The sequence below is a fragment of the Faecalibacterium sp. OM04-11BH genome (genome assembly GCF_003482185.1).
Taxonomy (GTDB): Bacteria; Bacillota; Clostridia; order Oscillospirales; family Ruminococcaceae; genus Faecalibacterium; species Faecalibacterium tardum.
Window position 1 is genome coordinate 165,998 of record NZ_QULS01000001.1, and the last position, 18,552, is coordinate 184,549.

Sequence of the window (18,552 nt, forward strand, 5' to 3'; positions counted from 1 at the left end):
ACAAGAAGCGGCGCAATGTGTGTAGCATATTTGGTGCAGCTGTCACTTGAAAATTTTTCAGGAATCTGTATAATATCAGGTATCGGAACAAAGGCGTTCCGCAGGGGCATCCTGTGCCCTTGCGGGGCGCTTTTTTCTTTTTGCAGGGGATAAAAAGCTGCGGAGGGTGCCGCAGCCCCCGGTAAACAAGTAAAAAGGATGGGAAAGACTATGGAAAACTTTACGGAGCAGAAAACCACCCTTGGTCTGTACGACCCACAGTTCGAGCACGATGCCTGCGGCATCGGCGCTGTGGTGGACATCAAGGGACGTAAAAGCCACCAGACGGTGGATGATGCACTGTCCATCGTGGAGCGGCTGGAGCACCGCGCCGGTAAGGACGCCGAGGGCAAGACCGGCGACGGCGTGGGCATCCTGCTGCAGATCAGCCACAAGTTCTTCTCCAAGGTGGCCGAGGAGCTGAACATCCGGCTGGGCAACGAGCGGGAGTACGGTGTGGGTATGTTCTTCTTCCCCCAGAACGAGCACCTGCGGGCACAGGCCATGAAGCTGTTCGAGGTGGTCACCCGCAAGGAGGGACTGGAGTTTCTGGCATGGCGCGAGGTGCCCGTGGACCCCGATGCCGTGGGTCAGAAGGCGCGGGACTGCATGCCCGCCATCTGGCAGTGCTTCATCAAAAAGCCCGCCAAGGTAAGCAAGGGCATCGAGTTTGACCGCCGCCTGTACATTGTGCGCCGCGTGTTCGAGCAGGCCAGCAACGGTACCTATGTGCCCAGCCTGTCCAGCCGCACCATCGTGTATAAGGGCATGTTCCTTGTGCACGACCTGCGCCGCTTCTATGCCGACCTGCAGGACCCGGACTATGAGTCCGCCATCGGCATGGTGCACAGCCGCTTTTCTACCAACACCAACCCCAGCTGGATGCGTGCACACCCCAACCGCTTTATCCTGCACAACGGCGAGATCAACACCATCAAGGGCAACACCGATGCCATGCTGGCGCGCGAGGAGAGCATCTCCAGCCCCATTCTGCAGGACGACATGAACAAGATCCTGCCCATCATCAACACCTCCGGTTCGGACTCTGCCATGCTGGACAACACTCTGGAATTTATGGTGATGAACGGCATGGACCTGCCGCTGGCTGTGATGATCACCATCCCCGAGCCGTGGGAGAACAACAAGAATATCAGCCAGAAAAAGCGGGATTTCTACCAGTACTACGCCACCATGCTGGAGCCTTGGGACGGCCCCGCCGCCATCCTGTTCTCGGACGGCGATGTGATGGGCGCAGTGCTGGACCGCAACGGTCTGCGTCCCAGCCGCTACTACATCACCAAGGACGGACGCATGATCCTGTCCTCAGAGGTGGGCGTGCTGGAATGCGACCCGGAGAACATTCTGGTCAAGGAGCGCCTGCGTCCCGGCAAGATGCTGCTGGTGGATACCGTCAAGGGCGAAGTGGTGGACGACGAGAAGCTGAAGGAGCTTTACGCCAGCCGCGAGCCCTACGGCGAGTGGATCGACCGCAATCTGGTGCAGCTGAGCGGGCTGAAGATCCCCAACGTGAAGGTGGAGGGCTACACCGGCGAGCAGCTGACCCGGCTGCAGAAGGTGTTCGGCTATAAGTACGAGGACGTGAACACCATGATCCTTGCCATGGCGCGGGCGGGCGCAGAGCCTTCCGGTGCCATGGGCACCGACACCCCACTGGCTGTGCTCAGCAGCCAGCATCCCCCGCTGTTCAACTACTTTAAGCAGCGTTTCGCACAGGTGACGAACCCGCCCATCGATGCCATCCGGGAAAAGGTGGTCACCTCCACCAGCGTTTACATCGGTGCCCACGGCAATCTGTTGGAGGATAAGCCGGAGAACTGCAAGGTGCTCAAGGTGCACAACCCCATCCTGACCAACACCGACCTGCTGAAGATCAAGTACATGAACGTGCCGGGCTTCAAGGTTGCTACGGTGTCCATCAACTACTACAAGAACACCAGTCTGGAAAAGGCCATCGACCGGGTATTTTTGGAGGTAGACCGCGCTTACAAGGAGGGTGCGAACATCATCATCCTGTCCGACCGTGACGTGGATGAATACCATGTAACCATCCCCAGCCTGCTGGCGGTTTCGGCAGTGTCCCAGTACCTCATCCGCACCAAAAAAAGCACCGCACTGGCGCTGATTCTGGAGAGCGCCGAGCCCCGGGAGGTGCACCACTTTGCCACCCTGCTGGGCTACGGTGCCTGCGCCATCAACCCCTATCTGGCACACGAGACCATCGGGCAGCTGATCGACGAAGGTCTGCTGGACAAGGACTACTACGCCGCCGTGCAGGACTACGACAACGCCATCCTCAACGGCATTGTGAAGATCGCCTCCAAGATGGGCATTTCCACCATCCAGAGCTACCAGAGCAGCCAGATCTTTGAGGCTGTGGGCATCTCGAAGGAGGTCATCGACAAATACTTCACCGGCACGGTGAGCCGTGTGGGCGGCATCAGCATGGCAGACATTCAGGCCGATGTGGAGGCGCTGCACAACGCCGCCTTTGACCCGCTGGGGCTGGACATCAACATGGAACTTGCCGACAGCGGTGCCCACAAGTTCCGCAGCGGCAAGGAAGAGCACCTGTTCAATCCCCAGACCATCCACCTGTTCCAGAAAGCCTGCCGCACCGGCGATTACGCCACCTTCAAGCAGTTCACCCAGACGGTGGACAACATGGGTGCCGAGGGCGTGCATCTGCGCAGCCTGCTGGACTTCAACTATGCCGCAGACGGCGGCATCCCGCTGGAGGAGGTAGAGCCGGTATCCAGCATCGTCAAGCGGTTCAAGGGCGCTGCCATGAGCTACGGCGCACTGAGCAGCGAGGCGCACGAGACCATTGCCATCGCCCTGAACCGTCTGGGCGGCCGCAGCAATACCGGCGAGGGCGGCGAGCCTGAGGAGCGTTACCACAGCGAGAGCAATTCCAAGATCAAGCAGGTGGCCTCTGCCCGCTTTGGCGTGACCAGCAAGTATCTGGTCAGCGCCGAGGAAATCCAGATCAAGCTGGCACAGGGCGCAAAGCCCGGCGAGGGCGGCAACCTGCCCGGTGCAAAGGTGTATCCGTGGATCGCCAAGACCCGCCACAGCACCACCGGCGTGGGCCTGATCTCTCCCCCGCCCCACCACGATATCTACTCCATCGAGGATCTGGCAGAGCTGATCTACGACCTGAAAAACGCCAACCGCAATGCCAACATCAACGTCAAGCTGGTCAGCGAGGCCGGTGTGGGCACCATTGCCGCCGGTGTTGCCAAGGGCGGCGCACAGGTCATTCTGGTGTCCGGCTATGACGGCGGTACCGGTGCTGCGCCCCGCACCTCTATCAAGCACGCCGGTCTGCCTTGGGAGCTGGGCATCGCCGAGACCCACCAGACCCTGATCCTGAACGGTCTGCGCACCCGTGTGCGCATTGAGAGTGACTCCAAGCTGCTGTCCGGCCGGGATGTGGCCATCAGCTGTATGCTGGGCGCAGAGGAATTCGGCTTCGGCACCACCCTGCTGATGGCTGAGGGCTGCGTGATGATGCGTGTTTGCAATCTGGACACCTGCCCCATGGGCATCTGCACCCAGAACCCCGAGCTGCGCAAGAACTTCAAGGGCAAGCCGGAGTACATCATCAACTACCTCACCTTTGTGGCAGAGGAGCTGCGAGAGTACATGGCAAAGCTGGGCGTGCGCACCGTGGACGAGCTGGTGGGCCGTACCGACCTGCTGCGGGTCAAGCCCGCCACCCCGGGCAGCCGTGCAGCGGAGTTGGATCTGGACTGCATCCTGCACAACCCCGCCATTGCAAACAGCAACGTCCACTTTATCAAGGAGGACAGCTACGACTTCCATCTGGAAAACACGCTGGACATGAAGGTGCTGATGAAGAAGTTCAAGCTGGGCAGCAAAGCTCCCCAGAACGTCAGCCTGAATGTTTCCAACGTGGACCGCGCCTTTGGTGCCATCTTTGGCAGCGAGATCACCCGCAAATACGGCAACGACCTGCCGGATGATGTGTACACCGTGCACTGCACCGGTGCAGGCGGCCAGAGCTTTGGTGCCTTTATCCCCAATGGCCTGACGCTGGAACTGGTGGGCGACTGCAACGACTACATGGGCAAGGGCCTTTCCGGCGGCAAGATCGTTGTGCGCCCGCCGCAGGGCATCGACTTCAAGCCCGAGGAGAACATCATTACCGGCAACGTAGCGCTGTACGGCGCTACCAGCGGCAAGGCGTTCATCTCCGGCGTGGCCGGTGAGCGCTTCTGTGTGCGCAACAGCGGCGCGACCGCTGTTGTGGAGGGCGTAGGCGACCACGGCTGCGAGTACATGACCGGCGGCACCGTGGTGGTGCTGGGACAGACCGGCAAGAACTTTGCAGCCGGTATGACCGGCGGCATTGCCTATGTGTTGGACGAAAACTGGGACTTCTACCAGCGGGTGAACAAGGAGACCGTCAGCCTTGAGCCGGTGGAGCACAAGTACGATGTTGCCACCCTGAAGGAGCTGATCCGCGCCCATGTGGAGGCCACCGGCTCTCCGCGCGGCAAGGAAATCCTGGACAATTTCAGCGCGTTCCTACCCAAATTCAAAAAGGTGCTGCCTTACGATTACGACCGTATGCTGCGGGTCATCGCCTCGGTAGAGGAGCGTGGTCTGGACGGCGAGCAGGCACAGATCGAAGCATTCTATGCAGTGCAGAAGCATAAGTAAGGAGGGGCAGCAGCATGGGTAAGACAACAGGATTTATGGATTATGCGCGCAAGACCAGCACGGACATTGCGCCGCTGGAGCGCCTTGAAAATTTTAACGAGTTCCACATCTGGCTCTCGCGGGAGCAGCAGCAGACGCAGGCCGCCCGCTGCATGGACTGCGGCGTGCCCTTCTGTCAGGCGGGCATGATGATCGGCGGCATGGCCTCCGGCTGCCCGCTGAACAACCTCATCCCGGAGTGGAACGATCTGGTGTACCATGGCAAGTGGGAGCTTGCGCTCCACCGCCTGATGGCCACCAACCGCTTCCCGGAGTTTACCAGCCGGGTGTGTCCCGCCCTGTGTGAGGCCGCCTGCACCTGCGGGGATGTGACCGGCAGCAGCGTCACCGTGCGCGAAAACGAGCACGCCATTATCGAGACGGCCTACGCCAAGAACTGGCTGACTGCCACCCCGCCGCCGACCCGCACCGGCAAGAGCGTTGCCGTGGTGGGCAGCGGCCCTGCGGGGCTTTCGGTGGCCGAGTACCTGAACAAGCGCGGCCACGCCGTTACGGTGTTCGAGCGCGCCGACCGCGTGGGCGGCCTGCTGATGTACGGCATTCCCAACATGAAGCTGGACAAGACGGTCATCGAGCGCCGGGTCAAGCTGATGCAGGCCGAGGGTGTTGTGTTCCGCACCGGCATGGATGTGGGCGGCGCTGTGCCCGCCGAGCAGCTGCTGGCTGATTTTGATGCTGTGGTGCTGTGCTGCGGCGCAAAAAAGCCCCGGGATCTGAACGTGCCCGGCCGGGACGCCAAGGGCGTGCACTTTGCCGTGGACTACCTGACCAGCGTGACCAAGAGCCTGCTGGACTCCGACTTTGCAGACGGCAGGGCCATCAATGCAGCCGGCAAAAACGTGCTGGTCATCGGCGGCGGTGACACCGGCAACGACTGTCAGGGCACTGCCCTGCGGCAGGGCTGCACCGACCTGATGGCACTGGAAATGATGCCGCAGCCCCCTGTCGAGCGCACCGCTGCAAACCCGTGGCCGGAGTGGCCCCGGGTGCTGAAGGTGGACTACGGTCAGACCGAGTGCATCGCAAAGTTTGGCAAGGACCCGCGCGTGTACCAGACCACCGTGAAGGAGTTTTTGAAGGATGACGCCGGCAACCTGACCGGTGCCGTCATCAGCTGCCTGAAGCCGGAGCGCGACCCCGAGACCGGCCGCACCAGCATGGTGCCCACCGGCAAGGAATTTACCTACGACTGCCAGCTGGCATTTATTGCCGCAGGCTTTACCGGCTGCGAAAACTACACAGCCGATGCCTTTGGGGTGGAGCTGACCGCCCGGGGCAATGTAGCCGACCACAGCTTTAAGACTAATGTGGACAAGGTATTTGTCTGCGGCGATATGCGCCGCGGCCAGAGCCTTGTGGTATGGGGTCTGCGCGAAGGCCGCGATTGCGCCGCCGAAGTAGACCGCTGCCTGATGGGCTACACCAATCTTTAATTTGCCATTCTCTTTCCTATCCTAAACAAGCAGAAGCGGGAGCCCGTTGCAAGGCTCCCGCTTCTGCTTTTATTGTTTAATCAGTATCGTATTCCGGCTCTGTGCCGCCCTCTGGGGGCGTTTCCGGGGTAGTGGGCTCGGTAGCGGCAGGCTCTTCCGGGGTGGCGGTGATCTGCACACTGGGGTCTGCGGCGATATATATGGTGATCACCGTACCCACCGTGACCATGGCGCCCTCTTCCTCACTGGCAGAGACCACGCAGCCCGTAGCGTAGGAGCCATCGTTCACCACCATGAAACAGCTGGCCACAAGCCCCCGGCTGCTCAATATCTCAATGGCCTTATCCTGCGATGCGCCGATGATCTTGGGCATCTCCACCTTCTCCGGGCCCTGACTGACCACGATCTGGATCACCTCGCCGTTTTCCATCACCTCGCCGGCCTCCGGCTCCTGCCGGATGACCTGCCCGGAGGGCACGGTATCGCTGTACTCCAGCACCGCCCGGAACAGGTACATACTGGTGTACTCGCGGTTATTCTTGATCTGCTCGTAATCAATGCCCACAAAGTTGGGCACAAGGTTCTGGGGCTTCATTTCCTCGCTGCTGGCAACTTCCGAGCTCGGCTCCGAAGAGGGCAGCTGCTCCTCCTTGCTGCTCACGATGCCCCACAAGGTGAGCAAGATCAGAACGGAAAGCAGGATCAGGATGCCCGCCAGCAGCCCCTTCAGGCTGAGCAGGTGTTCCCTGCCCTGCGGGCTCTGCTCTGCCCGCGCCGGATGCATCGGGGTCTCCGGCTTCATGGTGCGGGTCAGCTCAGCGGTATATTCTTTGGAAGAAAGTGCCTGATACAGCTGCGGCACAGTCTGGATGCGCTCCATGACCTTGAGCCGCAGCCCCAGCTGCAATACATCGGAGACGTAGGCCGGTACGGCAGGCTCTACGGTGCGTGCCCGGGGGTTGGAGTCCGACACCACGCGCTGAGCAGCGGGCATGGGTGCCTGCCCGCATACCATGCGGTAAAAGACGGCGGCAAGGCTGTACTCATCGGTGTAGCGCCCCTCAAACTCGGCGGTGGTGTACTGCTCCGGCGCGGAGTAGCCCTCGTACAGCTGCTCGTGCAGGCCGCTGCCTGCGGTGCGCAGACCCACGGTGGCATACCCGGCTAGACGGCACCGGCCATCTGCCATTACCCGGATATTCTCCGGGCAGATGCCGCGGTGCACCAGCCCTGCCTTGTGCATAGCCGCCACGCCCTCAAACACCGGGCGCAGCATGGCGCAGGCATCCTCTGCCCGCACTGGGGCGGAGCGGTTTTCCAGCCACTGTTCCAGCGGGGTGCCGCCTAAGTTTTCCAGCACCGCATACACGGTGTTGTTGGCCTCCACCACGTCCAGCACGGCCTCCAGACCGCTGGCGGGGGTAATGCGTTGGATGGCGCGGTACAGGTCTGCAAAGTCCATGCGGGTGGTCTTGAACAGTACCTCGCTCCCCTGCTTGGGGCGCAGGACGCAGTCCGCACCCCGCTCCGCAGAAAGGGTGACGGGCAGGTACTCCTTGATAGTCACCCGGAAACCGCCCAGATTCTCCACGCCGCTGTACAGCACACCCTCGCCGTCCAGACTGCGCATCTCGCCCACGGTATAGCGCCCAGCCAGCACCGTGCCCACCGGCAGACAGCCCGCCGGGTTGCATCCCTCTAAAATCTTCCCGCAATGGGGGCAGACGGTCGCCGCAGGCGGCAGTTCCCCAATGCAGAACGGACACAGGCGTTTTTGCTCCATAGTGTTCTCTCCCCTTCCCAGCTTCTATACTTTTTATTGTATCATAGTGTTCCCCGCCGTGCAAGCTGTCCGCATTTTGGTGCAAGCGCAAAAAAGACCGGGGCCCGCAGCCCAAGGGGCTGACAGGCTCCGGTCTTATAGATGCAAGGGGTTTCCCTTATGCTGCGCTTAGTGGATGAACACAGGACCCAGCGGGTTTGTGATGGGGCTGACGTAACCGCCCAGCAGCTTGGGGATAGCAAGGCTGATGTCGGGGATGTAGGTCAGCAGCAGCAGTGCAACGAACATGCACAGGTAGAACGGCAGGGTTGCCTTGACCACTTTCTCCATGGGGCGCTTTGCAACGGCAGAGCCGATGAACAGAACGGAGCCAACGGGAGGAGTGAGCAGACCGATGCCGCAGTTCAGAACCACGATGATACCGAACTGGATGGGATCGATGCCGATGGAGGTGGCGATGGGCAGCAGGATGGGGGTAGCAATCAGGATGATGGGAGCCATATCCATGATCATGCCCAGTACCAGCAGGATCAGGTCGATGAGCAGTGCAATGATGTAGGGGTTATCGGTGAGGTCGGTGATGGCGGTTGCTGCCAGATCAGGCACATGCAGCATGGTCAGGCAGTTGCCGAACACTGCAGAGGTAGCGATCAGGATCAGCACGATGGACAGAGTGTTGACGCACTCGTCCAGAGCGTGCCACACGCCCTTCCAGTCCAGACCCTTATAGACGAACACGGAAACGAGCAGAGAGTAGATAACGGCGATAGCAGCAGACTCGGTAGCGGTAAACACACCGCCGACAACGCCGAACACCACGATGATAACAGCGGCCAGTGCCCAGATAGAAGTGCCCAGCTGCTTGACAAAAGCCTTGATGCTGAACGGATCGCCCTTGGGGTAGTTGCGCTTGACCGAGATGATGTAGGAGCCGATCATCAGCACGATAGCCAGCAGAGCGCCGGGCAGGTAGCCGGCCAGGAACAGACTGCCCACGGAGATACCACCGGCGGTGGTAGCGTAGATGACCATGTTATGGCTGGGGGGAACCAGCAGACCCTCGCAGGAGGAGGTGATGGTAACAGCGGTGGAGAAGTCTGCGCCGTAGCCCTGATCCACCATCATGGGGATCATGATAGAGCCGATGGAAGCGGTATCGGCGGAAGCAGAACCGGAAATGCCGCCGAAGAAGTAGGAAGCCACGATGTTGACCATGGCCATACCGCCGCGCATCCAGCCCACGCAGGCGTCAGCCAGTGCAATCAGCTTTTCAGAGATGCCGCCGGAGCCCATGAGCACACCCATGGTGATGAAGAACGGCACAGCCATCAGGCTGAAGGAGGAGATGCCCTTGACCATCAGGCGGCAGACGTCGGTCAGTGCCTGACCCTGCACCAGCATGCACAGCACGCTGGACAGACCAACGGCGTATGCAATGGGGAAGCGCAGGAAGATCATAACGAAGAAGCTGACAAGAAGGACAATGATCGCCAGTGTCTGAACTGTCATATTACATTTCCTCCTTTACAAAAAAGCTCTTGATATGGTTATACAGAGACTCGATCTCAAAGATGACCATGGCAACACCGGCCAGCGGCACCGGGAAGTACATCCAGAAACGGCTCAGCCAAGGCATGGAAACATAGAAGCCACGGCCACCCAGCGTGGTGGCGTAGTTCCAGCCGACCGCCATCATCACCACGCCAAGGACCATCACGGCCACGTCGGACAAAATGTCCAGCGCCTTGACCACTTTCTTGGGCAGGTACATATCAAAGGCAGTCATGCGGATGTGTGCGCCGCGGCGGATGGCCAGCGCAGCGCTCAGCACAGCCATGTAACTCATGCAGGTCAGAACGACCTCCTCAGACCAAGAGGGGTCCGGGATAAAGGGGACGTAACGGCCAATGACCGACATCGTGGTAATGAGGATATCTGCGATCAGCAGGATCTTGCAGATGAACAGAACCACCTTGTAGGTAAAGTCGTACGCCGGTCTGATCTTATCCAGAGTGGTAAAGATTTTCGGCATAGAAATTCCTCCATATAAAAACCCGGCGAAGCCTGCGGGCGTATTCCCGTGGGCCCCCGCCGGGCAATGTACTACTTAGATTGGATGGAAAGCCAGCTTATGCCTTCATGTCCAGCAGCTTCTGGTACAGCTCAGCCTGATCAGAGGTGTTGTCCTTGATGACCTTAGCGCAAGCTTCCTGCCAGGGAGTCTTGTCGTCCACATCCACAACGTTGCAGCCGGAGGAGCGCAGCTCTTCCAGAACCTTGTTCTCAGCGGTCTCAGACAGATCAGCGTTGAACTTCTGGGTGTCGGCAGCAGCAGCCATAACAGCAGCCTGCTGGTTAGCGGTCAGCTTACCCCATGCGTTATCGGTGATAACAGCCTGCACAGCGCCCAGAGTGTGGCCGTCCAGAATCAGGTTGTTAGCAACCTCGGGGAAGGCGTTGGACTTGTAGTTTGCGATGGGCTGCTCAGCGCCATCCACAACGCCGGTCTGCAGTGCGCTGTACAGCTCGCCGAAGGCAACGACGGTGGGGTTAGCGCCCAGACCCTCGACCATGCCGTTCATAACAGGGTCGTTGGACACACGCAGCTTCATGCCCTTCAGATCATCGATGGTTGCAACGGGCTTGACGGTGAAGAAGTGACGGAAGCCCTCCTCGCCGTAGAACAGGCCGCGAACGGGCAGGCCCAGTTCCTGAGGCTCGTTCAGGAACTCAGGAGCCAGATCGCTGTTGGCGAAGTTCCAGAAGTGAGCACGGTTGTTGAAGGTGAAGGGGATGGACAGCAGCTTGGACTTGTTGCAGCCGTAGCTGGTCAGAGCGAAAGCAGAAATACGGCTGATATCAATGGAGGTAGAGCCGCCCAGAATAGCGTCCAGAACGTCGTTCTCCGAGCCCAGAACACCGGAAGCCTGCACATCGACGACCACAGAACCGCCGCTCAGCTCCTCGACCTTCTCCTTGAAGTGAGAACCGGTCTGGCCAACGATGGTATCCAGCGGGTTGACCTCGGCGTAGACCAGAGTCACCTTGGGATCGTTGGCAGCAGCAGCTGCATCACCGGCAGCAGCAGAAGCAGAAGCAGCGGTAGAGGTGGAAGCAGCGGTAGAGGTGGAGCCGCTCTTGGAACCACCGCAGGCGGTCAGAGCAACAGCAGCGGTAGCTGCACCGGCAACAGCCATAAAGCTACGACGAGAGATCATTTTCATAGGAATCGTCCTCCTTAAAATAATTGTGAAATTCTCCGGGCGCACAGGTGCCGGAGCTTTCGTTCATTGACTGTACACACTTTAGCAAATTTTCCGAAACGAAACAAGGGCTTTCAAAAAATGTCCTGTTTTTCGAAAGAATGTCAAGATAGTTTTTGCCATATTGCACAACCGCTTTCTGTCTTATTTGTGCAACACTGCCGACCAGTTGGATACATTCCTGTATTTATGAGCAAAATAACACCCCGAAAAATGTCCGTCCGGGGCACTTCTCGGGGTGTCTTTTTCAGCTTTTCTGTATCCGGTCGATCAGTTCCTGCTGGGCAGAGAATTCATCGTACATGGGCTGCACCGCTGCGCGGAAGCGGGCTTTTTCGGCCTCGTCCAGCTCGGTGACGCAGATGCCCCGCTTGCGCATATTCTGCTCTGCGTTCGCCTCCCGCCGCGCCCAGAGCTCCCGCTCTGTCTGTGCGCTCTCCCGGGCGCAGGCGCGGATCACCTCCGGGAAGCTTTCGTCCAGCGCGGCAAGTTTTTCCATCACCGCCGGGCTGGCCAGCTGCACCTCCGGCACACGGGTGTGCTCGTCCTTCAGGAAAAAGGGCGCTACCTCGTAGTGCCCCATCACCTCGTAGCTGGGCCAGTTGTTCTCTGCGCCATCGATCTCGGCGTTATGCAGGGCGGCATATACCTTGCTGTACACCACCTGCGCCGGCTTTGCGCCCAGTGCGGTGATCATGTCGCTCATCATGTCCGACTCCTGCACCCGGATGGTCAACCCCTGCAAGTCATCCAGCCCTGTCACCTTTTCTCGGGTGTAGAAGCTGCGCACGCCGGCGTCGAACCACGAAAGCCCTACTAAATCCATCCCGTCCAGCATGGCCAGAAACTCGTCCCCGATGCTGCCGTCCAGCACCCGCCACATCTGCTGGGCATCGCTGTACAAATAAGGCAGCTGCAATACACTGAGCTCCGGCTCGTACTCTGCCAGCTGGCTCAGAGACACGCGGGAAAAATCCACCCCGCCGAACTGCATCTGCTGGATGACGCTCTGCTCTGCGCCCAGTTCTGCCCCGCTGTAAACCAGCACCTTCACCCGGCCATCCGTGCGCTGTGCCACAAGCTCCGCAAAGGCCTTTGCTGCCTTGCTGGTAGGGTAGTCCTCCGGCTGGTTCTCGGCATAGCGCAGGATGAGCGGCTTCTCCTGCTGCGAAGAAGCAGACTGCGCCGTGCAGCCTGTAACTGCCAGTGCCGGGGCTGCCGCAAGCAGACGCAGCAGCTGACGGCGGGTCACAGCCGCGCCTCCCGGGCGGTCTTTGCCGCTTCCTTCCGGTACTGGGTGGGGGTCATACCGGTGCGCTTTTTAAAGGCGCGGGCAAAGTAGCTGGCATCCTCGTAGCCCACCATGGAGGCCACCTCCGCTGCGGAGCGGAAGGGGTCAGCCAGCAGTTCCTTGGCAGCATTGATGCGCAGCTCAGTCAAGCAGTCCAGAAAATTCATCTTCTGGTACTTTTTGAACTGTGCCGAAAGATACGCCGGGCTGATGTGCAAAATTTCGCTCACGCTGTCCAGCGAGAGGTCGGCCATATAGTTATCTTCCATATACTTGCGCACATGGTCCATCACCAGTGCGTTGCGGTCGCTCTCCCCTTCCCCGGCGGGGTCAGTTTCCTGCTCCGGGGCGGTTTCCGGCTCCGGCTCCACCGCAGCCAGCTCGGCCAAGCGGCGGCCGGCTTCGATCTGCCGGATGGCGCGGCGGATGGCCGCTTCGGTCTCGTCCGGGTCCACCGGCTTCAGCAGATAGTCGCAGGCACCCAGATGCACCGCCTCGTGGGCGTACTGGAACAGGCTGTACGCCGTGATGAAGATCACCTTGCACTCCGGGCGCTGCTCCAGCACCGCGCGGGCGGCATCCAGGCCGTTCATGCCCGGCATCTCGATGTCCATCAAAATCAGGTCTGCTTCCCAGAGTACAGCGGTATCGGCGGCTTTGCGGCCATTTTCTGCCATTTCCACCGTCACCTCATGCTCAAACCGGCGCATGACGATATCCGCCAGCGCCTCCCGCTCCATTCTCTCGTCATCCGCGATCAACAGACGAATCATTCCTCAAATTCCTCCTCATTCTCCACCAGCGGCAGATACAGGATCACCGCAGTTCCCCGCCCCGGCCGGGAGCGCACCACCACCCGGCAGCGGGCATCCAGCAGCCGCAGGCGGGCGGCCACGTTATAAATACCGATATGTTCCCAGCGGGGTGCGGACTGTTCCAATGCCGTGCGCAGCTGTTCCAGCTGCTCCGGCTCAATGCCCACGCCGTTGTCCAGCACCCGGATGCACAGCAGGCCTTTTTCCCGCAGGGGCACCATGCGGATGCGCACCACGCCGCCCTCTTCCTTGGGGCAGATGCCATGCTTGAAGGCGTTTTCCACGATGGGCTGCAAGATAAAGGATGGCACCATGGTTTCGGTCAGATCCAGCGAGTCCGAGAACGCCCACTCCATCTGCACCCGGTCGCCAAAGCGCACATGGTAGATGGAGTAGTACTCGTCTACAACGCGCACCTCCCGGGAGAGGGGCACCTGCTCATCATTGCTCATCAGGCTGTAACGCAGCAGATGGGAAAGTGCCATGATGAGCGCCTGCGTGCGGTAGGCAGACTCTGTGCCCGCCATCTGCTGGATGACGTTCAGGGTGTTGAACAGAAAATGCGGGTCGATCTGGCTGCGCAGCTGCTGCAACCGGCTGCGCTCCATGCGGTTCTGCAGTTCCAATGCCTCGGTCTTTTGACGATGCAATTCCCGCTCGATCTCGTTTTTCTCCTGTAAGGTATTCACCTGCTGCGCCATAGAGTGCTTCATGCGGTTGAAGGACTCCGCCAGCTGGCCGATCTCCGGCTGCTTGGGCAGCGGGATATCCGGGGTATCGAACTGGCTGCGGCTGATGGCGCGGGAAGCCACGATCATCTGGGAAACCGGGGTCAGCAGCCGCATGACCATCAGACCAGAGGCACAGCCCAGCGCCACGCACAGTGCCACCACCACGATCTGCATCAGGGCGATCCGCTCGCCCAGCTCCGAGATCTCGGTGTAAGTAGTCTGGGCGTCCAGAATCGAGGCTTTCAGCAGCTGCATGGTGTACTGGCTCAGATACCCGCCGCAGACCGAGACCTTGTTATAGTACAGCTGGGATGCCTTTGCATCCTGTCCGCTGGTAAGGTAACCTTCCAGCTCTTCCAGCAGGGTGTTGTAGCTGCCGTAGGTGGTCTCCACCGCACCGTACAGCACCCACTGCTCATCGCTGACGTTCTGCAAGCCGTCCATATTGGATCGGATGCGCCACAGCCATGCGTTACTGGTGGAGCAGGCTGCCTGAAGCTTTTCCAGCATTTCCTCGGTCTCGCCGTTTTCCCAGCGGTAAGCTTCCAGAATGCTGATGGAGCTTTCCACGCCGCCCTGAAAGCGGCTGATGGCATTAAAGTTGCTCATCTGGTCGTCCTGCACCTGCTGCACTGCCCGTGCCTGATAGCCGTTCAGGGCAAGCTGTAATGCAAAGGCCGCAAAAAAGGCTGCCAGACACAGCACCATGCGCTGCTTGAGCGTAACGCTGCGCTTCCAGTTGCGCTTTTCCATGCAAAGCTTCCCCCTTTTCGTTAAGGTGTATCTGAAAACAAAGAAAATGACGAATATTTCGCAAGCACAAGCGGGATTTAAGGCAAATAGCCGCAGGAATCCTTTGTGGATTTCAAGGCTGTTTCACGCAAAATCCAGCTGTGCTTGTAGAAATAGACTAAATTTTCGACTTTTCAGATACACCCAAGATAGTATCTTATTTTACCACGCCTTGCGGGCGATTTGCAAGCCGGATGCACCGCCGCCGGTGCATCTTTTGCTTGCTTCTTGCCGGTAAATGTGGTACTATGCCCAAAAAGGAGGGTAATTTTATGACCCAGAATGTTTGTGTTTCCGTTCAGATGGACGAAAAGGGCTTTCGCGATTTTGCATCTTTCGACCTGCTGCGCCACAACAAGGGCTGGCAGCGCCCGGCGGTGTTCACCGCCATTCTGCTGGTGTGCGCCGGCATCTGCCTGAGCCAGATCGGCAAGCGGGAGGGGGCCGGGCTGCTGACCGCCGTGCTGGCCATCGTAGCCATCGGTCTGCCCGCCGTATACTTCGGCACTTTCTTTTCGAACCTCTCCAAGCAGATCAAAAAGCTGGGTCTGCCCCGCCCCTTCTACCGGCTGGAACTGGACACTGCCGGGCTTTCGGTCTGGATGGCCGGTGAGCAAAACAAGGCCGAGCCCACCAACCGCTACACTTGGAACACCGTGTACTGCGCCTACCGCACCAAAGAAGCGGTGTACCTCTACGTCCAGAAGAATCAGGCCTATCTACTGAACGAGAGCATGGATGCCGCATGGAGCCTGCTGGGCAGCACCCTGCCCGCCGCCAGCCTGCACGACTGCCGGAAGTAAGGAAGATTTCTTATAATTTGCAGAACAGCCAAGCCTGTCGGCTTGGCTGTTCTGCTTTTTTATGAAAGGGCAAAACAAAAACCCACGCTACGGCAAAGCAAAAGCGCAGCGTGGGTACGGAAATAGCGTTATAAAGTTTTAGCGGGCGAGGGTGTACTTGTGCAGGGTCTTGCGCACTGCGCCGTTACCGGCGTACAGCTCCTTGACCATGCCCTCGATCTTCTCACCCAGACCGACGGCGTACAGATCCACGCCGAACACGTCGGCACGGCTGTACAGGGCCTTCAGGCAGCTGAAGTCCTGCTCGCCTTCCTTGACCTCCAAGGGGTTGACGATGGCCTGCAGCTCAGCCAGCAGCGGATCGGGAGAGATCTCGAAGGGCTGGCCGTTGTCGTCGATGCCCTTCAGGTAGCGGGCATAGCCTGCCAGCACCAGCGGGATCAGCACGAGGTTGGACTTGTCCAGACCGCGCTCCTCGTAAGCCTTGATGGTCTCGCCGAAGCGGATAGCCAGCTTCTGGGAGGTATCGGTAGCGATACGCTGGGGAGCATCGGGCATGAAGGGGTTGGGCAGACGGCGGTTGATGACAGCGCCGATGAACTCGTAGGGGTTCAGCACGCCGGGATCGACCACAACGGGCATAGCCTCGATATAGCCGATCTTCTGGATAAAGGAGCGCAGATCCTCGTCTGCCATCTCGGCAGAGATGAGGTTGTAACCCAGCATGCAGCCATAGATGGACATGGCAGTGTGCAGGGGGTTCAGGCAGGTGCAGACCTTCATCTTCTCGATCTTGTCCACGGTCTCGCGGTCGCAGTACAGCACACCGCCCAGCTCCAGCGGAGGACGACCATTGGTGTAGTGGTCCTCGATGCACAGGTACTGGGTCTCCTCGGCGTTGACGAAGGGAGCGGTGAAGGTGTGCTTCTCGGTAACGATAGTGTAGTTATCCTCAAAGCCGTCCTTTGCCAGCATCTCCTGCACCTTTGCGTCCGGGCGCGGGGTGATCTTATCGATCATGCTCCAGGGGAAGGTGATCTTGGTCTCGTCCTGCACATAGGCCAGGAACTCGGCGGGCACCAGACCCTGCTCCACCCACTTTGCAGCGTAGGCGTGGACAGCGGTCTTGACCTTATCGCCGTTGTGGGAGCAGTTATCCATGCTCTGCACGGTCAGGGGCAGCTTACCGGCCTTGAAGCGCTCGTACAACAGAGCGGTGACCTTGCCCATGGCCAGCACAGGGGTCAGGCCGCGCTCCAGATCAGCAGGAGCAACGCCGTAGCCCTTCTCGGTGATGGTGAAGGAGATCATCTGCAGGCTGGGGTTCTGGAAGATTTCCACCAGACGTGCCCAGTCAGCGCCGAAGGAGTAGTCAGCCTTCAGGCTCTCGGTGACAGAGGCGATGACCTTCTTCTCGATCTCGCCGGTGGACTTCAGGCAGACCAGCAGGCTCAGGTTATCATAGGGCTGGTAAGCCTTGTCGATGATCTCGTAGTCAAAGCTCTCGGCCACGATGACGCCGCGGTCGTACTTGCCGCTGTTCAGTGCGTCGTTCAGCACGGCAGCGGGGAAAGCGCGGAAGATGTTGCCGGCGCCGAAGTGCACCCAAGTGGGCTCGGCGTGGGTCTTGGCCTTGACGGCCTCAATGTCGAATTTGGGCAGCTCGTAGCCCTTTTCTGCCCACTCGGCGGACAGATTGCCGTTTTTGATATCAGACAGCTTCATAATAATCAGCCCTTCTTTTCTTCATCCAGACGGTCCAGCAGATCCCAGATACCCAGCATATACTGGATGCCCAGAGCACGGTCATACTTGCCATAGCCGGGGCGGCAGTTGCCGGGGCCTTCCTCCCACAGCTGACGGCCGTGGTCGGGGCGGATGTAGCCCTCAAAGCCGCAGTCATGGTAAGCGCGCATCACCTCAATGATGCCGGTCTCGCCGCAGCAGTCGCGGTGAGCAGCCTCAGAGAAGTCGCCGTTGGGGAAGTGGTGGATGTTGCGGACGTGACCGAAGGCAATGCGGTCGCAGTGCTTACGGATGATCTCGGCGCAGTTATTGTTGGGGTTTGCGTTCAGGCTGCCGGTGCACAGGGTCAGGCAGTTGTACGGATCGTCCACCATCTTCAGGAAGCGGTCAATGCTGGGCTCGTCCACCAGCAGGCGGGGCAGGCCAAAGATATCCCAAGGGGGATCGTCCATGTGGATGGCCATCTTGATGTCACACTCGTGGCAGGTGGGCATCAGAGCCTCGAGGAAGTACTTCAGGTTCTCCCACAGCTTCTCCTTGGTGACAGGGGCGTAGGCCTTGAACAGCTCGTCCAGCTTTGCCATGCGCTCCGGCTCCCAGCCGGGGAAGGTCATGTTGTACTTCTCGGTGAAGGACATGATGTACTCAGCCATAGCCTTGTAATCGCCCTTGATCTTGTCCTTCTCGTAGAACAGTGCGGTGGAGCCGTCGCCTACCGGGTGGAACAGGTCGGTGCGGGTCCAGTCGAAGATGGGCATAAAGTTGTAGCAGATGACCTTGACGCCGAACTTGGACAGGTTGCGGATGCACTGCTTGTAGTTCTCGATATACTGGTCGCGGGTGGGCAGACCGATCTTGATGTCATCGTGGACGTTGACGGACTCGACAACATCCATATCAAAGCCGTAAGCGTGGATCTGGTCTGCAACCTTCTGGATCTCGTCAATTTCCCAGATCTCGCCGGGCATCTTGTTGTGCAGTGCCCAGACGATGCTGGTCACGCCGGGGATCTGCTTGATGTCGCTCAGGGTGACGGGGTCGTTGCCCTCGCCATACCAGCGCCAACCCATTTTCATAGGCATAGAGAAG

The 18,552-nt window shown here is 59.5% G+C and carries 12 protein-coding genes; 3 read left to right on the forward strand and 9 right to left on the reverse strand.

Going from position 1 to position 18,552, the window contains the following annotated elements:
• Positions 1 to 210 precede the first annotated feature (210 nt).
• Together gltB and DXB44_RS00725 are read left to right on the forward strand one after the other, a co-directional pair.
• Positions 211 to 4,746 carry a glutamate synthase large subunit gene (gltB, locus tag DXB44_RS00720; RefSeq protein WP_199680537.1) on the forward strand — a complete coding sequence of 1,512 codons (4,536 nt, stop codon included), beginning with the start codon at positions 211 to 213 and terminating at the stop codon, positions 4,744 to 4,746.
• Positions 4,747 to 4,760: 14 nt separating this feature from the next.
• The gene (locus DXB44_RS00725) at positions 4,761 to 6,239 is read left to right on the forward strand and encodes a glutamate synthase subunit beta (protein ID WP_118657385.1); all 1,479 of its coding nucleotides are present in this window, start codon (positions 4,761 to 4,763) and stop codon (positions 6,237 to 6,239) included.
• Positions 6,240 to 6,315: 76 nt separating this feature from the next.
• Here the strand turns inward: DXB44_RS00725 and DXB44_RS00730 are convergent, their stop codons facing one another.
• The 7 genes from DXB44_RS00730 to DXB44_RS00760 form a co-directional block, all read right to left on the reverse strand.
• Positions 6,316 to 8,022, reverse strand: a complete 1,707-nt coding sequence (locus DXB44_RS00730) for a PASTA domain-containing protein (protein ID WP_118657386.1) — start codon at positions 8,020 to 8,022, stop codon at positions 6,316 to 6,318.
• A gap of 168 nt (positions 8,023 to 8,190) precedes the next feature.
• Positions 8,191 to 9,531 (reverse strand): TRAP transporter large permease, encoded by a 1,341-nt coding sequence (locus tag DXB44_RS00735; protein ID WP_118657387.1) that lies wholly within the window; start codon positions 9,529 to 9,531, stop codon positions 8,191 to 8,193.
• A gap of 1 nt (position 9,532) precedes the next feature.
• Entirely contained in the window at positions 9,533 to 10,054 is a 522-nt protein-coding gene (locus DXB44_RS00740; protein WP_117553410.1) for a TRAP transporter small permease, read from the reverse strand.
• 97 nt (positions 10,055 to 10,151) lie between these two features.
• Positions 10,152 to 11,246, reverse strand: coding sequence for a TRAP transporter substrate-binding protein (locus tag DXB44_RS00745; protein ID WP_005923418.1), 1,095 nt, complete (start codon positions 11,244 to 11,246; stop codon positions 10,152 to 10,154).
• Positions 11,247 to 11,532: 286 nt separating this feature from the next.
• A complete protein-coding gene (locus DXB44_RS00750; protein ID WP_118657388.1) occupies positions 11,533 to 12,537 on the reverse strand; it encodes a TRAP transporter substrate-binding protein in 1,005 nt (334 codons plus the stop codon).
• Positions 12,534 to 13,349, reverse strand: coding sequence for a helix-turn-helix domain-containing protein (locus DXB44_RS00755; RefSeq protein WP_118657389.1), 816 nt, complete (start codon positions 13,347 to 13,349; stop codon positions 12,534 to 12,536). Before DXB44_RS00755 ends, DXB44_RS00750 begins: the two co-directional genes overlap by 4 nt.
• A complete protein-coding gene (locus DXB44_RS00760) occupies positions 13,346 to 14,875 on the reverse strand; it encodes a sensor histidine kinase (RefSeq protein ID WP_118657390.1) in 1,530 nt (509 codons plus the stop codon). The genes DXB44_RS00755 and DXB44_RS00760 overlap by 4 nt, the downstream gene beginning before the upstream one ends.
• 311 nt (positions 14,876 to 15,186) lie before the next feature.
• Here DXB44_RS00760 and DXB44_RS00765 point away from each other — a divergent pair, with 311 nt between their 5' ends.
• Positions 15,187 to 15,717 carry a YcxB family protein gene (locus DXB44_RS00765; protein ID WP_118657391.1) on the forward strand — a complete coding sequence of 177 codons (531 nt, stop codon included), beginning with the start codon at positions 15,187 to 15,189 and terminating at the stop codon, positions 15,715 to 15,717.
• Positions 15,718 to 15,855: 138 nt separating this feature from the next.
• On the opposite strand, the gene DXB44_RS00770 is transcribed toward DXB44_RS00765, so the two are convergent.
• Positions 15,856 to 17,442: a mannitol dehydrogenase family protein gene (locus DXB44_RS00770; protein WP_044960312.1), complete on the reverse strand. Its 1,587-nt coding sequence runs from the start codon at positions 17,440 to 17,442 to the stop codon at positions 15,856 to 15,858.
• Positions 17,443 to 17,447: 5 nt separating this feature from the next.
• The gene (gene uxuA / locus DXB44_RS00775) at positions 17,448 to 18,545 is read right to left on the reverse strand and encodes a mannonate dehydratase (RefSeq protein ID WP_055184985.1); all 1,098 of its coding nucleotides are present in this window, start codon (positions 18,543 to 18,545) and stop codon (positions 17,448 to 17,450) included.
• Positions 18,546 to 18,552: the final 7 nt, after the last annotated feature.